This is a genomic window from Salinigranum halophilum, from assembly GCF_007004735.1.
In the GTDB taxonomy this organism is placed as follows: domain Archaea; phylum Halobacteriota; class Halobacteria; order Halobacteriales; family Haloferacaceae; genus Salinigranum; species Salinigranum halophilum.
In genome coordinates, this window is record NZ_SSNL01000005.1 from 103,566 (window position 1) to 120,015 (window position 16,450).

General features: G+C 64.0%; 13 protein-coding genes. 10 read left to right on the top strand and 3 right to left on the bottom strand.

Going from position 1 to position 16,450, the window contains the following annotated elements; translation table 11 throughout:
• Nucleotides 1-41: 41 nt before the first annotated feature.
• Complete coding sequence (locus E6N53_RS12705; protein WP_142859814.1) at nucleotides 42-896, bottom strand: DUF502 domain-containing protein; 855 nt, start codon at nucleotides 894-896, stop codon at nucleotides 42-44.
• Between the two features lie 300 nt (nucleotides 897-1,196).
• Here E6N53_RS12705 and E6N53_RS12710 point away from each other — a divergent pair, with 300 nt between their 5' ends.
• Together E6N53_RS12710 and E6N53_RS12715 are read left to right on the top strand one after the other, a co-directional pair.
• Nucleotides 1,197-2,027, top strand: coding sequence for a YihY/virulence factor BrkB family protein (locus E6N53_RS12710; RefSeq protein WP_236642354.1), 831 nt, complete (start codon nucleotides 1,197-1,199; stop codon nucleotides 2,025-2,027).
• A gap of 66 nt (nucleotides 2,028-2,093) precedes the next feature.
• On the top strand, nucleotides 2,094-2,852 hold the full coding sequence (locus tag E6N53_RS12715; protein WP_136603467.1) for a hypothetical protein: 759 nt from the start codon (nucleotides 2,094-2,096) through the stop codon (nucleotides 2,850-2,852).
• A gap of 25 nt (nucleotides 2,853-2,877) precedes the next feature.
• Here E6N53_RS12715 and E6N53_RS12720 read toward each other — a convergent pair whose 3' ends face one another.
• Nucleotides 2,878-3,609, bottom strand: coding sequence for a DUF7344 domain-containing protein (locus tag E6N53_RS12720; RefSeq protein ID WP_142859816.1), 732 nt, complete (start codon nucleotides 3,607-3,609; stop codon nucleotides 2,878-2,880).
• Between the two features lie 292 nt (nucleotides 3,610-3,901).
• Between E6N53_RS12720 and E6N53_RS12725 the strand changes: the two genes are divergently transcribed.
• Nucleotides 3,902-6,421, top strand: coding sequence for a PAS domain S-box protein (locus E6N53_RS12725; RefSeq protein ID WP_161596562.1), 2,520 nt, complete (start codon nucleotides 3,902-3,904; stop codon nucleotides 6,419-6,421).
• A 92-nt stretch (nucleotides 6,422-6,513) separates the two neighbouring features.
• On the top strand, nucleotides 6,514-7,431 hold the full coding sequence (locus E6N53_RS12730; protein ID WP_142859820.1) for an SDR family NAD(P)-dependent oxidoreductase: 918 nt from the start codon (nucleotides 6,514-6,516) through the stop codon (nucleotides 7,429-7,431).
• Between the two features lie 159 nt (nucleotides 7,432-7,590).
• On the opposite strand, the gene E6N53_RS12735 is transcribed toward E6N53_RS12730, so the two are convergent.
• A complete protein-coding gene (locus E6N53_RS12735) occupies nucleotides 7,591-7,890 on the bottom strand; it encodes a DUF4242 domain-containing protein (protein WP_136603471.1) in 300 nt (99 codons plus the stop codon).
• A gap of 258 nt (nucleotides 7,891-8,148) precedes the next feature.
• Between E6N53_RS12735 and E6N53_RS12740 the strand changes: the two genes are divergently transcribed.
• The 6 genes from E6N53_RS12740 to E6N53_RS12765 all read left to right on the top strand — a co-directional run bounded on the left by E6N53_RS12740 (nucleotide 8,149) and on the right by E6N53_RS12765 (nucleotide 16,421).
• Nucleotides 8,149-9,360, top strand: a complete 1,212-nt coding sequence (locus tag E6N53_RS12740; protein ID WP_142859822.1) for a hypothetical protein — start codon at nucleotides 8,149-8,151, stop codon at nucleotides 9,358-9,360.
• Nucleotides 9,361-9,603: 243 nt separating this feature from the next.
• The gene (locus E6N53_RS12745; protein WP_236642355.1) at nucleotides 9,604-10,059 is read left to right on the top strand and encodes a DUF7985 family protein; all 456 of its coding nucleotides are present in this window, start codon (nucleotides 9,604-9,606) and stop codon (nucleotides 10,057-10,059) included.
• A gap of 466 nt (nucleotides 10,060-10,525) precedes the next feature.
• Nucleotides 10,526-11,857 (top strand): DUF8186 domain-containing protein, encoded by a 1,332-nt coding sequence (locus E6N53_RS12750; RefSeq protein WP_142859824.1) that lies wholly within the window; start codon nucleotides 10,526-10,528, stop codon nucleotides 11,855-11,857.
• A gap of 141 nt (nucleotides 11,858-11,998) precedes the next feature.
• Complete coding sequence (locus E6N53_RS12755; protein ID WP_236642356.1) at nucleotides 11,999-13,105, top strand: TrbL/VirB6 family protein; 1,107 nt, start codon at nucleotides 11,999-12,001, stop codon at nucleotides 13,103-13,105.
• The gene (locus E6N53_RS12760; protein WP_236642357.1) at nucleotides 13,105-14,286 is read left to right on the top strand and encodes a TraC-like domain-containing protein; all 1,182 of its coding nucleotides are present in this window, start codon (nucleotides 13,105-13,107) and stop codon (nucleotides 14,284-14,286) included. Before E6N53_RS12755 ends, E6N53_RS12760 begins: the two co-directional genes overlap by 1 nt.
• Nucleotides 14,283-16,421 (top strand): VirB4 family type IV secretion system protein, encoded by a 2,139-nt coding sequence (locus E6N53_RS12765; protein WP_236642358.1) that lies wholly within the window; start codon nucleotides 14,283-14,285, stop codon nucleotides 16,419-16,421. The genes E6N53_RS12760 and E6N53_RS12765 overlap by 4 nt, the downstream gene beginning before the upstream one ends.
• Nucleotides 16,422-16,450 lie beyond the last annotated feature (29 nt).

Below are 16,450 nucleotides of genomic sequence, written 5' to 3' on the forward strand. Positions count from 1 at the left end.
TATGGGACGGAAGGGAACGTCGATTCGAGCGCCGCAGCGTCTCACTCGCGTCTGGAGCCGTCCTCGGCCGACTCCTCGCCCGTGACGGAGCGCTCGGAGAGCACCGTCGGCTGGAGCGTCTCGAGGTCGGTCGCTTCCTTGAGGTCGCCCATCGAGGGGACCTCCGTCTGGTCGGCCTCGCCGCCGGTGGCGACGCCGCTCGTCAGGATGCTCCGGATGCCCTCCTCGATGGTCATGTCGACGTCGCACACGCGGTCGCTGGGGACGTGTGCGAGAAAGCCCCCGGTGACCGGGTTCGGTGCCATCGGGAGGAACATCGTGACCATCTCCTCGTTTCCGGTCGCCTCGTTCACCGAGTCGGGCGACGGGCCGGTCTCGAAGCCGAGGACGTACAGGCCCTCACCGAGACACTCGACCAGTTTGACCTCCTTGAAGTCGTCTGCCCCCTGGTCGAGCATCGCGTCGCTCATCCGCCGGAAACTCCCGTACACGGTTCCGACACCCGGAATCGAGGTGATGGCGAGGTCGACGTAGTCGATGACCATCTCGCCGTAGCGGTTGTGTCCGACCGTCCCGACCGCCACGACCACGCCGAGAAGGACGACGACCGTGATGAGTTCGGTGTAGAAGTCGGTCACCGTCGAGTACAGCCCCGTCTCGACCATGAATCGCGCGACCCCCGCGTCCGACAGGCGCTCGATGACCCCCGCCCACTGGAGGATGTCGATAACGGGCCCGAGGGCGTCCGTTATCAGGTCGAGCGTCATGTTGATGAGGTAGACCGTGATGACGATGGGGATGAGGATGGTGAAGCCGGTGAGCAGTACCTCGAGCGCGGTCTCGTAGACGCTCTTGCCCGCCTCGACGGGTTTCGAAGCCGTGTCGTCGCCCGTCACGGCAGATCACGACCGGAACGGACTGCCGAGGATGGCGGGCGGTGCTGTGTCTCGGACCCGGCCGAGGCCGGCTGCGAGACGACCCGACTGTTCGGTGCGGCCGTCGGGGGCGGTGACCGCGTGGAGGGACCAACTCGTTCGAAACGCGCTGCGTTCTGCGTCACGGCTACTGCGTGTCGGCCGCCAGTCAAGTGTTTTGAGGTTCGTCACGGGGCGTGAGACCACGGCACGCCCGCGTGTCCGAGGGCGACCGAGCGGAGACCCCTAGCGTTCTATACCGTCACGGCGAACGTGTGCGTAGTGCGACAGAACTCACGGTCGCTGGCGGTCGCACGGGCGACAGTCGCCGTCGTGCGCGAGAAACACGTCGCCGCAGACGCGGCCGGCCTCGCGTACTACGCGTTCAGTTCGCTCGTCCCCCTCCTGGTGCTCGCGTACGCCGCACTCACGACGTTCGGCACGGCGCTGGTGCTCGCACAGGCACTCGAACTGGTGACGGGCGTCGGCGCAGGGGAGATCGAGGCGGTCATCAGTCGACTCGGCGGGGACGGCGCGGGCCGGGTTCGCGCGGTCGCGCTCGCGCTCGTCATCTCGGTCTGGAGTACACACCGGATGTTCCGCGCCGTCGACCGCATCTTCGCCGAGGTGTACGGCGTCCGGCAGGAACGGTCGCGGACGCGCCGCTTCCTCGACAGCACGCTCGTGTTGGTGACCGTCACCGTCGGCATCACGGTGATGACGGGCCTCGGCGTCGTCCTCGCGGTGCGCGTCTCGGGACCGCTGTGGGCCGGCCTCGGGCCGGTCGTGCTGTGGCTCTCGCTCGCGGTCGTCTTCGTCCCGATGTACGTCGCGCTGTCGGGGCCGGACGTCTCGACGACCGAAATCGCCCCCGGCGCGGCGTTCGCCGCGAGCATCTGGACCGTCTCGCTCGTCGTGTTCCGCCTCTATCTCTCTACCTCCGAGACCGTCGAACTGTACGGCGTCGCCGGTGCCGTGTTGCTCGTCCTCTCGTGGCTGTACGTCGGGTCGTTCGCGCTGCTCGTCGGTGTCGTCTTAAACGCGGTCATCGCCGGCCGGGTGGAGCCCGACGAGACGTGGGTTCCAGGCGAGGCGGGTGGGACGGGCGGGTGAGCCACGCGTTCGCGCCGTGAGAATCGGAGCCCAACGGTTAAACCCCTCCCGGTGAACCGACGGGGTATGCGAGCGCCTCTCCTCGCGAGCACCGGCATCGTCGCCGGCGTCCGGTACGACCTGCGGACGCTCCACGGCCTCTGGATGGCGCTGGCCTTTCCACAGTTGCGCGAATCACACCCCGTGTTGGGCCAGTGGTATCCACAGACGACCACACAGCGGGTCACGTACCGGCTGTGGGCCGTCCTCGGCGGGCTCGGACTGCTCGTCGGCTACCCGCTCACCGTAGCAGGCTTCGCGATTCGGTTCTACGCGCGGCGCTTCGACCGGACGGCCACGCGCATCGGCGTGGTCGGGACCGTCCTCCTCGCGGTCGTGGTCTGGGGCGCGCTCGCGGCGCTCGCGCGGCTACGGTTCTCCCCGGAGGGGTTCCTCGCCGTCGCCGCCGCCGGCTCCGTCGCCGTCGTCGCCACCGTACTCGCGCTCGGGTTCGCGCGCGTCGGCGGCCGCGTGACGACGGTGCTGTTCGCCTATCCGCTCGGCGTCGTCGCCGTCTTCTTACCGCCGGTCGTCGCAGCGCTGTACTCGCCGACACTCGCCGGCGTGGTCTTTCCCGAGAGCGAGTCGCTCGCCATCTGGCTGCTCGACAACGTCCTCGTTGTCGGCGACCTCAACGCGACGCTCAGAGCACGGTTCGACCTCGTCGGCTTCGCGTACGTCGGGATGTGGAGCGGCCTCGCCGTTCCCGTCGGGTGGGTGCTCGGGATGCTGGTGACGCTCGCGAACCTGGTACGGCCGACAGCAGACGACGACGAGACGGAATGAACGGGCGTCAGTGTCAGCGTCGGTGTCAGTCGTGTCGGGAGTCGGAGGCGTTCGATGCCCCGGCACGAGGGGTCCGTTCGAGCGCCTCGGCGAGTTCGTCGAGGCCGAACCACTGCCGACCGGCGTACGACACCTGGTGGTCGCCGTAGTCGTACGCGAGGAGTCCGACCGCGTCCAGTTTCGGGAGGTGTAGATGGTGGAGCATCGTCGCGAGGTGCGCACCGTCGTCGACGGGTTCCGCAGTGGGGCTGTCCGGGCGTTGGGCGGACGCCCCGTCGACGGTGTCGGCGAGCTGTTCGAGCGTGAGCGTCGGCCCCGACCGCGCCAGGGCGGCGACGACCTCGACACGTCGTCGGTCGCTGGAGGCGGCCGCAATCGCCGTCCACACGTCCTGACAGACTCCGTCGAGCAGTCGTGTGGTGAGCGGTCCGTCGCGGACGTCCTGGTGTGGCCCCGGAGCGAGCGTCCGGCCGTCGACGGAGATTAGTTCCGCAGCGTCGAGTTTCGGGAGGTGACAGTGCTGGAGCGAGACGGCCGCCTCGCGCTCGTCTGTGACCGACAGGTCGGCCGTCGCCGCCTGCGGCGCAGCGGTGACGATAGCCGCGAGGTCGGACAGCGAAACCGCCCCGCGCGACAGCAAGACGCGCAGGACGAGTCGGCGAGTGGGGCTGTCGAGGGCCTGGACCGTCGATGGCGAGCACGCACAGAGCCGCAGAGGTGAGGGCGAGGGGGCAGAGGACCGGGCGTCTGAGCTCATTGGATTACCAGTTGTCTCTCATCGGACAAAGACGACATTCCCAAACAGTTAGTGTATACTGAATGTTCATTCAGGCGTGTATGAACGTTCGTCCGGGAGCAGGTGGATTGGAACCGACCCCCGACGAGCGGTGCGAGGCCGCCACGGCCCGCCCGCCCGAGTGACGTCCGCGGGCGCAACGCAGTCCGTCCACGAGACGGGCCGTACAGGGCGGCTGACGGACGCGAGCCCCCGGCGTGTCGGGAGTTCCGTCAACGGAAGTACTATGATGGAGGGACCGGTATCCGGAGCAATGCAGACGGGGAGCAGTGGCTGGCTCGCGGAGACACTCGCGGTGTTCGCGCGGACGGACACGCGTGGAGAGCCACTCACGACGCGAGAGGTGACCGAACAGCTCGACTGTACGCGCCGCGCAACCTACGACCGATTACAGCGACTCGCCGACCGCGGCACCCTCCACACGAAGAAGGTGGGCGCTCGCGGGCGAATCTGGTGGCGCGCGCCGTCGGACGACGCCGGCCTGTTCACGGTCGACGAACAGTATCGGCTCGTGTCCGTCGACGACCGCGCGGCGGACCTGTTCGAAGCGCGTGACGGTGGGCTCGTCGGCGAACCGCTCTGGGAGGTGCTGACGGCGTTCGACGAGTGCGACGTCCGCGAGCACCTCGACCGGGCGTTCGACTGCCAGGAGCCGACCGATTACGAGGGCTACGTCGAGTCGCAACAGCGCTGGGTCAGCCTCACCATCTCCCCGTCCGAGACCGGCCTCTCGGTCTCGGTGCGGGACGTCACCGCACGCCGAGCGCGCGAGCGGGAACTCGAACGCTACGAGGCCGCAGTCGAGACGATCGGTGACGGCGTCTACATCGTCGACGACGAGAGCCGCTTCCTGCTGGTGAACGACGCACACACCCACCTCACGGGGTACGACCGCGAGGAGTTGCTCGGCGCTCACGCGTCGCTCGTGACGACCGACGAAGCCCTCGCGTTGGCCGAACGACAGCGCGACGACCTCGAACTCGCCGGCGAGGGCGTCACCACCATCGAGACCGAACTCGTCACGAAAGACGGGGAGCGACGCCCCATCGAGACCCGGTTCGCACTGTTCCCGCTCGGCGCGGGGCGGACCGGTCGCGTCGGCGTCGTCAGGGACATCACCGAGCGGAGAGAACGCGAGCGCGAACGCCAGCAGTACGAGACCATCGTCGAGACCATCGACGACGGGGTGTACGTCCTCGACGGCGACTACCACTTCACCGCGGTCAACGACGCGTATCTGGAGATGATGGGGTACGACCGCGAGGAACTGCTCGGGGCACACTGCTCGCTGGTCGTGGGCGAGGACGTCTCGTCGGCGGCTGTCGAGCAGTCGCGGGCGCTCGTCGGCACCGACGGCCACGCGACACTGGAGGCGGAGATAGAGCGGGCCGACGGCAGTCGGTTCTTCGCGGAGAGCAAGTTCACTCCCCTGCCCGTCGACGAGGGACGCGACGGGGCCAGCGACGCGGGCGAACGGTCCGGCGGGACGGTGGGCGTCGTCCGCGACACGACCGCGCGACGGCGACGCGAGCAGGAACTCGCCCGCCAGCGCGAACAGCTCGCGGCGCTCAACGACCTACAGAGCGTCATCAGCGGGCTCACCGAGGCGGTCATCGCCCAGTCGACGCGCGAGGAGATCGAACGGGTCGTCTGTGACCGCCTCGCCGACGCCGAGACGTACCAGTGCGCGTGGGTCGGCGAGATCGACCGCTCGCTCGGCGCGGTTCGGGTCAAGGCGACCTCCGGCTGTGGGGCCACCGAGGGGACCGAGGTACCCATCGGCGCGGACGCGACGTCGGGCGACGGTGAGATGGTCGACGCGGCTGTCCGAACGGCGGCGGTCCAGGTGAGACGGCGCTCGGACGACAGTGGCTGGCCGGCAGACGACCGGGCGGACGGCGACACGCCCGAGGAGCCGTCCGCCTCGGCATCGCCCGCGCTCGAGGCCGAACTGCACTCGGCCGCCGCGATTCCGATCGTCCACGACGGGGTCGTGTTCGGTGTCGTGGTCATGTCGACAGCGCGCCCGGACGCCTTCGAGGACGACGAGCAGGCGACCATCGACCACCTCGGCGAAATCGTCGGCCACGCCATCGCCAGCATCGACCGAAAGCGCGCGCTCATGAGCGACGAGGTGGTCGAACTCCGCTTCCAGATGAGCGACGTCTCGACCGCACTCGGCATCGCCGGGGAGATGGACGGGACCGTCTCCATCGCGCGGACCGTCCCCGTCGACGACGGCCGATATCTCGCCTACGGCACGGTCACGGCGGACGCCGTCGAGACACTCGAGGTCATCGTCGAGAACGACGCACACTGGGAGGAACTGACGTTCAGAGACCACGGTGACGCCGAACGGGGGTTCGAGGTCGTCGTCACCGAGCCACCCGTGACGTCGGCAGTCGCGGCACAGGGCGGGGAGGTCGTCGAGGCGCGAATCGTCGACGGCACTCTCAACCTGGGCGTTCACCTCCCCCCCGGCGCGGACGTCAGAGCCCTCAGCGACGTGGTCGAGGCGACGTACCCGGGGGTCGAGATGGTGACCCGCCGGCAGGTCAGCCGGGCCGCGCCACGGCGAGAGAGCCTCCTGGAGACGGCGCTGACAGACCGCCAGCGAGCCGCGCTCGAAGCGAGCTACCAGGCGGGCTTCTTCGAGTGGCCGCGTGTCACGTCGGGCGAGGAGGTCGCCGCGACGCTCGGAATCAGCCCCTCGACCTTCCACGAGCACCTCCGGACGGCCGAGCGGAAACTGGTCGCGTCGTTCCTCGAGTGACGCGGTGCTCGGGCCGTTACGGTGAGTGTGCGACCCGACCGCGACGACCCCAGTGTGGCTCCTTTTGTCGCTGCGGCCCTCACTCTCACGCGATGACACAGCCACCCGAGAGACGCGCCGCCGTCGAGGGGACCGACCTCACAGGAACGACCGCGCTGGTGACGGGGTCGACGAGCGGCATCGGCCGGGAGGCCGCGCTCGCGCTGGGGCGACTCGGCGCGCGCGTCGTCGTCCACGGCCGCGACGAACAGGCCGGTTCGGCGGCGGTCGAAGACCTCGAATCGGTGGGGGCCGACGCGCTGTTCGTCCGGGCCGACTTCGCCGACGTCGACGACGTACGAGCGCTGGCCGAGACGGTGCGAGCCGAGACCGACGACCTCGACCTGCTCGTCAACAACGCCGGGGGCTTCTTCCGCGAGGCGCGGCTGACCGACCGCGGCGTCGGGTACACCTTCCACGTCAACCACCTCGCGCCGTACCTGCTCACCGCCGAACTCCTCGACCACCTCGCGCCCGACGCCCGAATCGTCACCACCGCCTCGGAAGCCCACCGCGGCGTGACGCTCGACCTCGACGCCGTCACCGCCAGGGAGGGCGCTGCGGGGTGGGCGGCCTACCAGCGGTCGAAGCTGGCGAACGTCCAGTTCAGCGCCGAACTCGCCCGGCGGCTGTCGGCCCGGGAGTCGACCGTGACCGCCAACTCGCTCCACCCGGGCGCGATTCCGGGCTCGGGCTTCACCAGGTTCCTCCCGACGCCGCTCTCACAGGGCGCGAAGCTCCTCAACGCCGTGCCCGGCGTCACCTCGGTGCGAGACGGGGCGGCGGCGCTCGTCTTCCTGGCGGCGTCGGACCGCCTCAACGGCGTGTCCGGGCGGTACTTCTCGAAGCAGCGCCAGGCCGAGCCCTCGGATGCTGCCCGGGACCGTACAGCGCAACAGCGGCTGTGGGAGCGGAGTGCGGAGCTGTTGGAGATGCAAGAGCCGCTGGCGTCGGATGCATCCCCCGACTAGCGACCCGTCCGAAGGGCGGGCCGTCCACCGAGCCTCGTAGCCCACACTCCGACGTCGACGTTCCCCACGACCCGATAGAGTGTGCCGCCGTGGTCGGCGGCGGCGTGGGCAGGCTGATTCGTCCCTCCTGGCGTCGCGTCCTCGTCTACGGGGGACGGGTCACTCGCCGTCGAGCGGACTGCCGCGCCGAGAGACGCGTGTCGCCGGGAGGCCGGCACGCTCTGCGTGTTCGCGGACGGCGTCCTCGTCCTCCGCCCGATAGTGACAGAAGGTCCCGGTGACCTGCCCCTCGTCGTTCGTCATCACCTCCGAGTCGACCCACGTGATACCGACGCCTTCCGCTCGGAGCGTGCGCAGCGTCTCACCGGACTGCTCGGCTGCGGCGTCGAGTTCGGCTTCCGAGATCGGTTCGTCGAGGTCGCGAAGAATCAGGAAGTCTTCCAGCTCTGTGTGAGCCATCGTGACACCTGTTCGAGTTCCCGTGTTGGAAGCGACATAAAAGTTGTCCGGCGCTCGGTCGCGAGTAAAGTATAAGACCTAAGATAGTTCATTATGTCACATGAACAACTACTATGTATTGAATGTGCTTAAACGGCCTAAAGCAGATAGAGACGGGGGGCGAAACTCGCTGCGAGGAGGCCTCGTTTGCCACTTGGGATGCGAGGACGGGATTCACGCGGTCGTGACGGACCCTCGTCTTGGTAGTTCGACGTACTGATGGACCTCAAACAGCTCGTATCCGAGTACTTCGGGCTCTGTCTCAGTCCCGTCTGCGTCCGGCGAATCGTTCTCACTGCGGTGTTTGCTGCAGTCTCGACCGTCATCTTCGGAGCCGAGATTCTCTTCTGGATCTTCCTCCCGATATTCGTCGTCGTACTCGTGGTATCGTGTCGGCTGACGAGCCTCCAACAACGATTTCTCGACAACATTGCCCACGAGGAAACAGAGCTGGACGCCTACGCGTTGACGCTGGAGCAACTCCGTAACAGGGAAGATACGAAATCGAATGTGGTCCTGATCGAACAGACGCTCCGCCACGTGAAAGGCGCGCTCAAAGAACTCGAGGAGGCGAAGGCGGCGACCTACCGGCGCGACAACGTGAGTGTACTGGAATCGCTGTACTCCGCGAGCCGACAGGAAGTGTGGGTATACCGGATACTGGAGCGAGAATACGACGAAGAGGCGAAGAGACACGAAACGCGTACTGTGAATCTGGCCCGCCGAATCCTGTCGGCGGCCGATGAGCTACCCGCTCGGAAACGACAGCTCGTCAGGGAGTATCTCACCACCGAAAGTGACGGCACATTGAATGAGGACGTCACCACAGCAGAGTTGTACTCCGCAGTCCGCGTGGTCCAAGAGTGGAACGTCGAAGTGTACGAGAGCGCCCAAGAGGTCAAGCAGTATCTACAACTCGCCATTATTTTCGCAGTCGCCATCCTGTTCACGTTGTACTCAGCATCCGTCATCACGGCGTTCTTTTTACCAGTACCGTCGACTGGGCTGGTGAGTTCAGCGGCGCAACAGTTTGCTCCCTCGATAGATCAAGTCTCGCTCTTTCTCGCCGTCAGCCTCCTCGGCGCTCTCGGCGCGACGTTCAGTATTCTCGTTAAGTTCTCCAGCGACTCCTATCAGGTAGAAACCGCGGACCCCGACATCCCGAACCCCAGTTACCTCGTCGAAGCCGTCACCGTTCGCGTGCTGATCGGAGTCGTCTCGGCACTGGTTCTCGTCGTGCTGTTCCAGTCAGAGATTGGTTTCCAAGTGTTCAAAGCGGACATACGCGATAACCCGCTGATGCCGCTGCTTCTCGCATTTGTCGGCGGGTTCTTCGAACGGCTCGCCAAAGAGCGGCTCGGCGGGTTCGCCGAGAGCATCAGTACGAGCGAATCGGATGCTGACGCAAATCGAGAAGCGACCGACAGATGAGACGAACGAGGGTGTACCTGTCGTGACCCCAGGATGTCTCGAGTCACCCGAGCGAGCGTTGATCTCACCGGTGATGAAGCAACGAATACCACCGGAGCCACCAGCCAGAAAGGCTAGTATATGAATGGTACTTAAACTGTGGAAATACCCGTATATACAACGAGTTTAGTTATTGGACAAATTTGGCAGTATGATAGTATTTCCCGATAGTATTATGTCTTATATCGCGGAATAGTTGAATATATGTTGGAAAGAGAGACCGACAGCAATTCGAGAACGTTCTCCGGAGAGGGCAGTTCTCGTGAACGAGCGACGCGCACGTGGGATGTACTGCGGAACCGGTGTGAGCGGTTCGGACAGAAAGTCGTCTTCGGTATTGTCGTTCTCAGCCTAGTCGCGGTGGAACCCGCCCTGGCACAGAACGCCGTCTGTGACGCAACGGGCCTCCCGAACATGGTTTCAGGCTTCTTCCAACTCACGACCGGAATCGGTCTCATCGGAGTGGTAGTGGTCTGGCAAGCGAACTCGCTCGCAGAGATGTTCACACTCGGCCCCGACCAGCGAGAGCGACTGAAGCAATATCGACGACAGGCACTCAAATCTGGGGTCGTCTTGGTCATCCTTGGGCCGCTGTACAGCGTTGCTGGTGCGATGATGGGACTGCCTCTCGCCTCCTGCATCGACCTTACGCCGTTATAATCGCCACCAGAAAGCCGTGACTGCGTCTCGTCTCATCAACGTCCTCGTCGCGCTGGGGGTTACTGCCAGCGTCCTCACTGCGGGAGTGACGCCCGTGGCCGGCCAGTTCCAGTCAGCGGAAGGGACGACTGTCGAAGATGGCGATGTACCAGTGACAACGTCGTCTGTTTGGGACACTTCACCGTCGTTGAACGAGACGAACACGTCGACAGGTCAGAGCTGTCAGGCAGCGTCAACGACGCAGCTGCACAACACCACACAGTTCCTCGCCGCGTTCGCGAATTGTACGAGTGTTTCATATCGCAACCCACCCGAAACAGCGGCCACAGCAACAGCAGCGCATTTCGAGACACTCGAACCGGGAGATCACTCCACGTCGCGATATCCACCGGGAGCGAACCTCACCCAGACATCACGTATCGCTGATGCACATGTGACGATTCACGGGGCACACCCGTCGACACGAGTGCAGACGACCGAGAACAATTCGACACTCCTCATCGCACCAGCCGGCGTACTGCGGGCGTTCATCGATTACCGCCTCACGGACACAGCGGTTCGCACTCACCGTGTCGACATAGTCCGTCTCCTACATAACGAAACGGTAATCGACGAACACCAAGCGGCTACTCAGACACCTCAGTTCAGATACAGTGACCTCCCCCCTGGGCCAGCTGTGCTGACTGTCGAAGCGACGATTCGGGTCGTCTACGAAGAGACATCAGCGTCGGTGTCACAGACGCTGAGCGAGACGAACGTGACCGTGGTTGACCAGCGTCGTGTCGTCGTCACGAACGTCTCTCGGGAGTCAATCCGAATCAGACAGGTCCGATACGATTCCGAAGAGATGGCGATCGCCGTCAGTCACCCGTACTGGAATCAGCTCTCGGTGACGTCGAGGACAACCGAGTCACAACCGCAAACGGCACACGTAGCCATACAAGCCAGCAACAACGCGACTGTCCGTGTCCAGAACAGCTGGCGATTCAAGATAGAGCCCGACGAGTCGTGGAGACACCTCACCACGGCGACAGCCGTGGAGGCCACATCCACGCGGATCGAGACGCCCCCGAAGTATGTTCATGCCGTACCGACGCGAGAGGGTACGGCCTCACTGTCTGCTGGTTCCACGTCTGTGGGCAGCGCGGACGTCTTGCGATGGGAAGAAGAACCATCTCAGTCTTCAGGAGACAGTCAGTCGAGTCACCACGCGGTCGATGCGAACTCGCCGTCGACCTCGGGGGTAACGTTCCGAATCCGAGAATCAGATGGAGAACGACTGCTCCACGTGGCTGGCCTCGTCCGGGGTACTAACACGAGTATCGATCTGCGGGAGTTACCGGTGGAAAAGAGCCGACGACCGAATCTCTCGGTGAGCGTTCTCTCCCAGAACGAATCCGTCGCGATACTCAGTGTCCGCCTTCGCGACCCGGAGGGCGACGCACCAATCGTAGTCTCAGACGCAGAGGGTGCTGAAGCGTCACCTTCGAGCGGTGCGGGGCCAGTCCTGGTTGTCAACGGGCAGCCGGTCACGACAGACGAGAACGGGCACGTGGCCATCGTCGTAAACGAGTATGGCCCCTACAGTGCACGGTTCCACCCAGGACCGGTGACCACGATGAGTGGACAGCCAGCCTACAGTGACGTCACTACAACCGTGTCGTGGCATCCACTGCTGACCGTCGCAGGTGTGACGACGTTCGCGACGACCCTGCTCAAATGGCTCGTGTTCAGCCTCTTGTTGCTGTACGCAGGCCGCCGCCTCGGCCGCTTCCTCCATCCAGGTAATCAGCTATGACGAATCACATCCCACAGAGAAGCAAGCATCGTTGGCCGTGTGTGTACCGGACGCTGCGGGCAGCACGAGACAGACACGAGCCGCCCCCGAACCCGAGTGGAAATGCGTCAATTCCGTCGCCCCAATCGAGGGGGTGGTGGTGTGGCTGAACTCTCACTCGGAGAACTGGGTGTCAAATGGTTCGAAGACGCGGTCCGGCTCGTGACGGGCTGGTTCCGAACGGGACTCAGTGAGGGGTATCAGACCATCACCCCGCTGTTGTTCGGCACGCCGACGCCGACGACGAAGGGAGCGCTCGTCTTCGGAATGCCGACGAACGCCCCATGGCCGATGCTACACGACGCGCTCGTCGGCGGCGAGATCACCATCCTCGCATTGCTCACACTCGTCGTCTGTGTCCAGGGCCGACACGCAGTCCGTATCTTCAACGTCGGGAGCGCCTACGAGGATCGGCGAACGAAGCGGACCGCATGGACTGGTGCATTCCTCATCGTCATCTGGTACTGGCTCGCTGCGGTCATTCTGATGCTCGTCGAAGGGTTCACACTCGCCCTCCTGCCCGACATCGAGGTGCTCATCGGGGCGATGCAGCAGTTCCTCACCGTCTCACTCGTCAATCCTGCGCTCGGCTTCCTCATGGCGAGTCTTGGCGGTGCAGCGATGTGGGTCCTCCAGGCGCTGTTCTTCGTCAGGAGTATCCTCATCCTCGTGTACGTGTACGGGATGCCGTTCGGCATTGCACTCGCGTTTGCGAACCTCCCCGTCATCTCACAGATCGCACGGGGACTGTGTCTCAGATTCGTTCCGCTGGCGATGCTCCCCCTGCCAATCGCGCTCTTGTTTGCGGGCTATGGGTTCCTGTTCGGCGGGGGTGAGATAGGACTCCTGGCGCTTCCGAGTGCATTCCTCCAACTCCTCGTGGCGACATCACTGCCTGTCCTTGCCGTGTGGGTCGCGTGGAAGACGTTCGGGTACGCGACACCGACTGTCGCACGCCTCACCGGGTCGATCGGCCGGACAGCTGTGACCGCAGGCGCGATAGCTGGTGTGAGCACGGTTGGGGGTCCGGCTCTCGCAGCGGCCGCGAGTCGTGAGGGCCCACGGACAGCAGTCCGAGCTGCCGCTGCGAGGCAACTTGCAGCGCAGACCTCGAACGAACCGACAGACGAACACGCGGTGCGCGACGCACACGGACAGACGGGCGTCCCCTCGTACCGACGAACCGAAAACGACCCAGGATACTACTGATGTCACGAGACACGAACAGCGCAGACCGGCGAATCATGGACATGATCGGTGAGCAGACACGCGTCCCGATCTTGAATATCGAAGAAGGGGACCTCTACGTCCTCATCGGACTCCCGATTGTAGGGCTTCTCATTGGAGGACTCAGTGAGTTCGATGCAATCGTGCTTCCACTCGCCGCAGCCGGGTTCGTACTCGGTGTCGCAATCGTCTTTGCAGCACCAAGTCACCTTCCGGCGACGACGTGGCTCGGGGACGTCTATCGATACTACCTCACCCGCCCGCGCCGAACCTACGCGTCACCGAAAGAGACAGCCGGGCTCAGTACCGAGGCCGTCCGACGAACCGACGGCGGACTCGCAGCATACCACCCTTTCTCGGTCGATGAGCGTACGCAGGACCTGACCAGTGTCGAGCGCGCCTGGCCTGGAGCGGGCGCAATCGAGCGGACGGACGGTGCAGTCGTGGGGATGCTCGAACTCGACCCAGCGAACATGGACTTCGCGATGTCAGGCGACTGGGCTCACCTCCAATCAGTCGGCGAGGCGTTCGCGAACAACGACCTCGACTTCCCGCTCACGGTCCACGCGACGACGCGTCGCTTCCCTGTCGATCGATTACTCGAGAGTATCTCCGACCGACTCGATGATTCCGACGTCACGCAAGCGCCCATCTTCCGTACGCTTCTCGAAGAGTATCGGGAGACGCGTCCCGAGGAGATCAGCGGCACGCAGCAACTCCGCTACTTTCTCGCCGTCGAGGTACACCCGAGAGACGTCTATCGGCGGCATCAAACAGAGCCGTCACCAGCTGAGCGCCTCACCAAGATTCCAGTCGTCGGCCTCTTGCTGACGCCGTTCGTGACGCGACGGACACCGTTGACCGAGGGCGACGTACGCGCGAAGCTGTTCGAAGAGCTCAACCGTCGCTGTCGGACTATCGACACCGGTCTCGTGACGAAGGCACCTGGCTGGACGGCACGCCGCGTCAGCACGACCGAGTTGTTCGTCCTCACGATGGAGTTCTGGAACGGCGAAGCACACGAGTATGGGAGACCAGATGCTGCGGTGCGGTCGCTTCCGGTACTCGGCTCGTCTCCGGACCAACTGAAGAGTTCATCGATGGGAGTCAGCCGGAACGGATCGGGTAACGTCACTAACGCCACCGCGGGGGAGAAGCGATGAACAGCATTGTTGGAACCCTTGGGAGGCGCTCGACAGCGAGCTCGTCCAGTCAGATCGCACAGCTCGACTGGCAGGTCTTCGAGACAGCTGCTGAGGCACCGCTCGAAGCGACTCTCATCGGTGTCGGCTTCATCATATTCGGTCTCGTCAGCCACGCCCTCTGGCGTCGCTACACCACCGAGGAACCAGAGTTCGATCTCTCGGCAGTGTTCGACGAAGCACTGCTCGATGCGGGAGAAACAGAACACGGCACACTGACGTCGCTTTCGGAGACGCACAAGCGTGCAGTTGCACCAGCCGCAATCGACTGGGAGACCCGCGCCGCCCAAGTTGGTGAGCAGTGGACGACGACACTCTATATCGCGGATTATCCGGACTACCCCGCAGATGGCTACCTCAACGAACTCTTCACGTTGACTGACATCGCCTTCGACTGCACAGTTCGGCTCCATCCGAAAGATCAGTCACGGGCACGGTCTGACCTACAGAAGGTCGCAGACGACCTGCAGGTCGACGCCGACCTCACCCAAACGGTTCGCGGTGCGTATCTCCAAGAGCGCGCACGAGAAGCCGCAGCGACGTATACGGCAGTCGAAGCCGGCCAGCGGGTGTTCTCTCAGTCGATGTTCATCACCGTTCGTGCCGAGACGAAGACAGACCTCCGTGAAGCCGTCCGAACGGTTCGGCGTCGCTTACGCGATTATCCGGCGAACCTCACACCGAAGACAGCGATCGCCCGTCAAGACCTCGCGCTGCAAGCTGCCGCACCGCTCGGTCCGAGTCGGTATGGCCGAGAAGCGATTGCACTCGGAGGAGCGGCCGGAGCACTGCTCGCATCGTTACACAATCCAACGATACTCGAGCCGGATGGCATCGAGTTCGGCGTGCATCGACAGACCGAGGGGCCAGTCGTCATCAACGCGTTCGCCCGTGAGAACGGCTATGCGATGTTCACTGTTGGCGACCCCGGCTCGGGGAAGTCGTTCGGAGCGAAGCAGAACTTCCTCCGGACGATTGCACAGTCGGAAGACCGGATTGGAATCATCCTCGAGCCGCTCAACGATTGGGCCGGTGTCGCTGAAGCACTCAATGCACAACGGATTACGGTGGGTGGGTCACTCGGATTGAACCCTCTCGAAATCAAGCCGATTCCAGCACACGTCCGTCGAACGCTCGGAGAGGACGCAAGTCCGTTCAACGAGAAGAAAGACAGCGTGTTGAGCTTCCTGACGAATTTCTTTGCCCTCCGTGGGGTGACACTCGATGATCGCCGCACGACGCTTGAAGCAGCGATTGCTGCGGCCTACCACCAGAAGGGAATCACGGAGGACGTAGAGACACACGCAAACGAGAGCCCAACGATGCGGGACGTTCTCGACGTCCTCGAAGCGATGGTCGAAGACCCTGAGCCGTATGTGGTTCGAACGGATGCAGAAGGGGAGAAGCTCAGTCACGATGCGATGTGGCTTATCGACCAGCTCCGCCCCTTCGCAGTGGGTGGTCGCTATGAGAATCTCGGGCGCTCCTCGGAGTTCGATATCCGTGATGAGAAGATCATCTATCTCGATCTCGGCCAGCAAGAGGGGTCACTCGGTGGCTCGACGAGTCTCCTGATGCAGTTGCTCATCTCGCTCGTGTACGAGCGGGCAAAGGAGACGACCAAGGAGGTCGTGTTCGTGATCGACGAAGCTCGGTACATCATGCAAGACGCGGCGAGTCTCTCCTTCTTGGAGACCGTGTTCAGACATCATCGCCATCACGACCTCTCGATTCGCCTCGTGACCCAGACGGTTGATGAGTTCTTCCGCCATCCTGAATCGGAAGCCATCCTCGACCAGTGTGCGATCAAGCAGTTCCATCGGCTCGACGGGATGGACGGACAGTGGGCAACGGAGTTTGGCCTGAATCACGCCCAGATGCGGTTCGTCCAGGAGGCGACGCCGGGGAACGACAAAGCAGGGTACTCGGAAGCGTTGATCGGCGTCGACGGAGAGTGGCGCGGGGTTGAGGTACGAGCGATGCCGAAAGAGAAAGCAGTTATCGATCACAATCCGAGTGGAGAGTTGAGAAAGCGGCCAGTCAGGCCAGAGACAACGAGTCAGAACCCGTGGACAGACCACCAAGAGCCAATCTGAGACAGGGGTTGTCCATCAGCTAGGTGGTG

Bases quoted from the DNA above. Each gene is read 5' to 3' on its own strand.
- E6N53_RS12715 (WP_136603467.1), top strand. From the start codon at position 2,094: ATGCGAGCGCCTCTCCTCGCGAGCACCGGCATCGTCGCCGGCGTCCGG.
- E6N53_RS12720 (WP_142859816.1), bottom strand. From the start codon at position 3,609: ATGAGCTCAGACGCCCGGTCCTCTGCCCCCTCGCCCTCACCTCTGCGG.
- E6N53_RS12725 (WP_161596562.1), top strand. From the start codon at position 3,902: ATGCAGACGGGGAGCAGTGGCTGGCTCGCGGAGACACTCGCGGTGTTC.
- E6N53_RS12730 (WP_142859820.1), top strand. From the start codon at position 6,514: ATGACACAGCCACCCGAGAGACGCGCCGCCGTCGAGGGGACCGACCTC.
- E6N53_RS12735 (WP_136603471.1), bottom strand. From the start codon at position 7,890: ATGGCTCACACAGAGCTGGAAGACTTCCTGATTCTTCGCGACCTCGAC.
- E6N53_RS12740 (WP_142859822.1), top strand. From the start codon at position 8,149: ATGGACCTCAAACAGCTCGTATCCGAGTACTTCGGGCTCTGTCTCAGT.
- E6N53_RS12745 (WP_236642355.1), top strand. From the start codon at position 9,604: ATGTTGGAAAGAGAGACCGACAGCAATTCGAGAACGTTCTCCGGAGAG.
- E6N53_RS12760 (WP_236642357.1), top strand. From the start codon at position 13,105: ATGTCACGAGACACGAACAGCGCAGACCGGCGAATCATGGACATGATC.
- E6N53_RS12765 (WP_236642358.1), top strand. From the start codon at position 14,283: ATGAACAGCATTGTTGGAACCCTTGGGAGGCGCTCGACAGCGAGCTCG.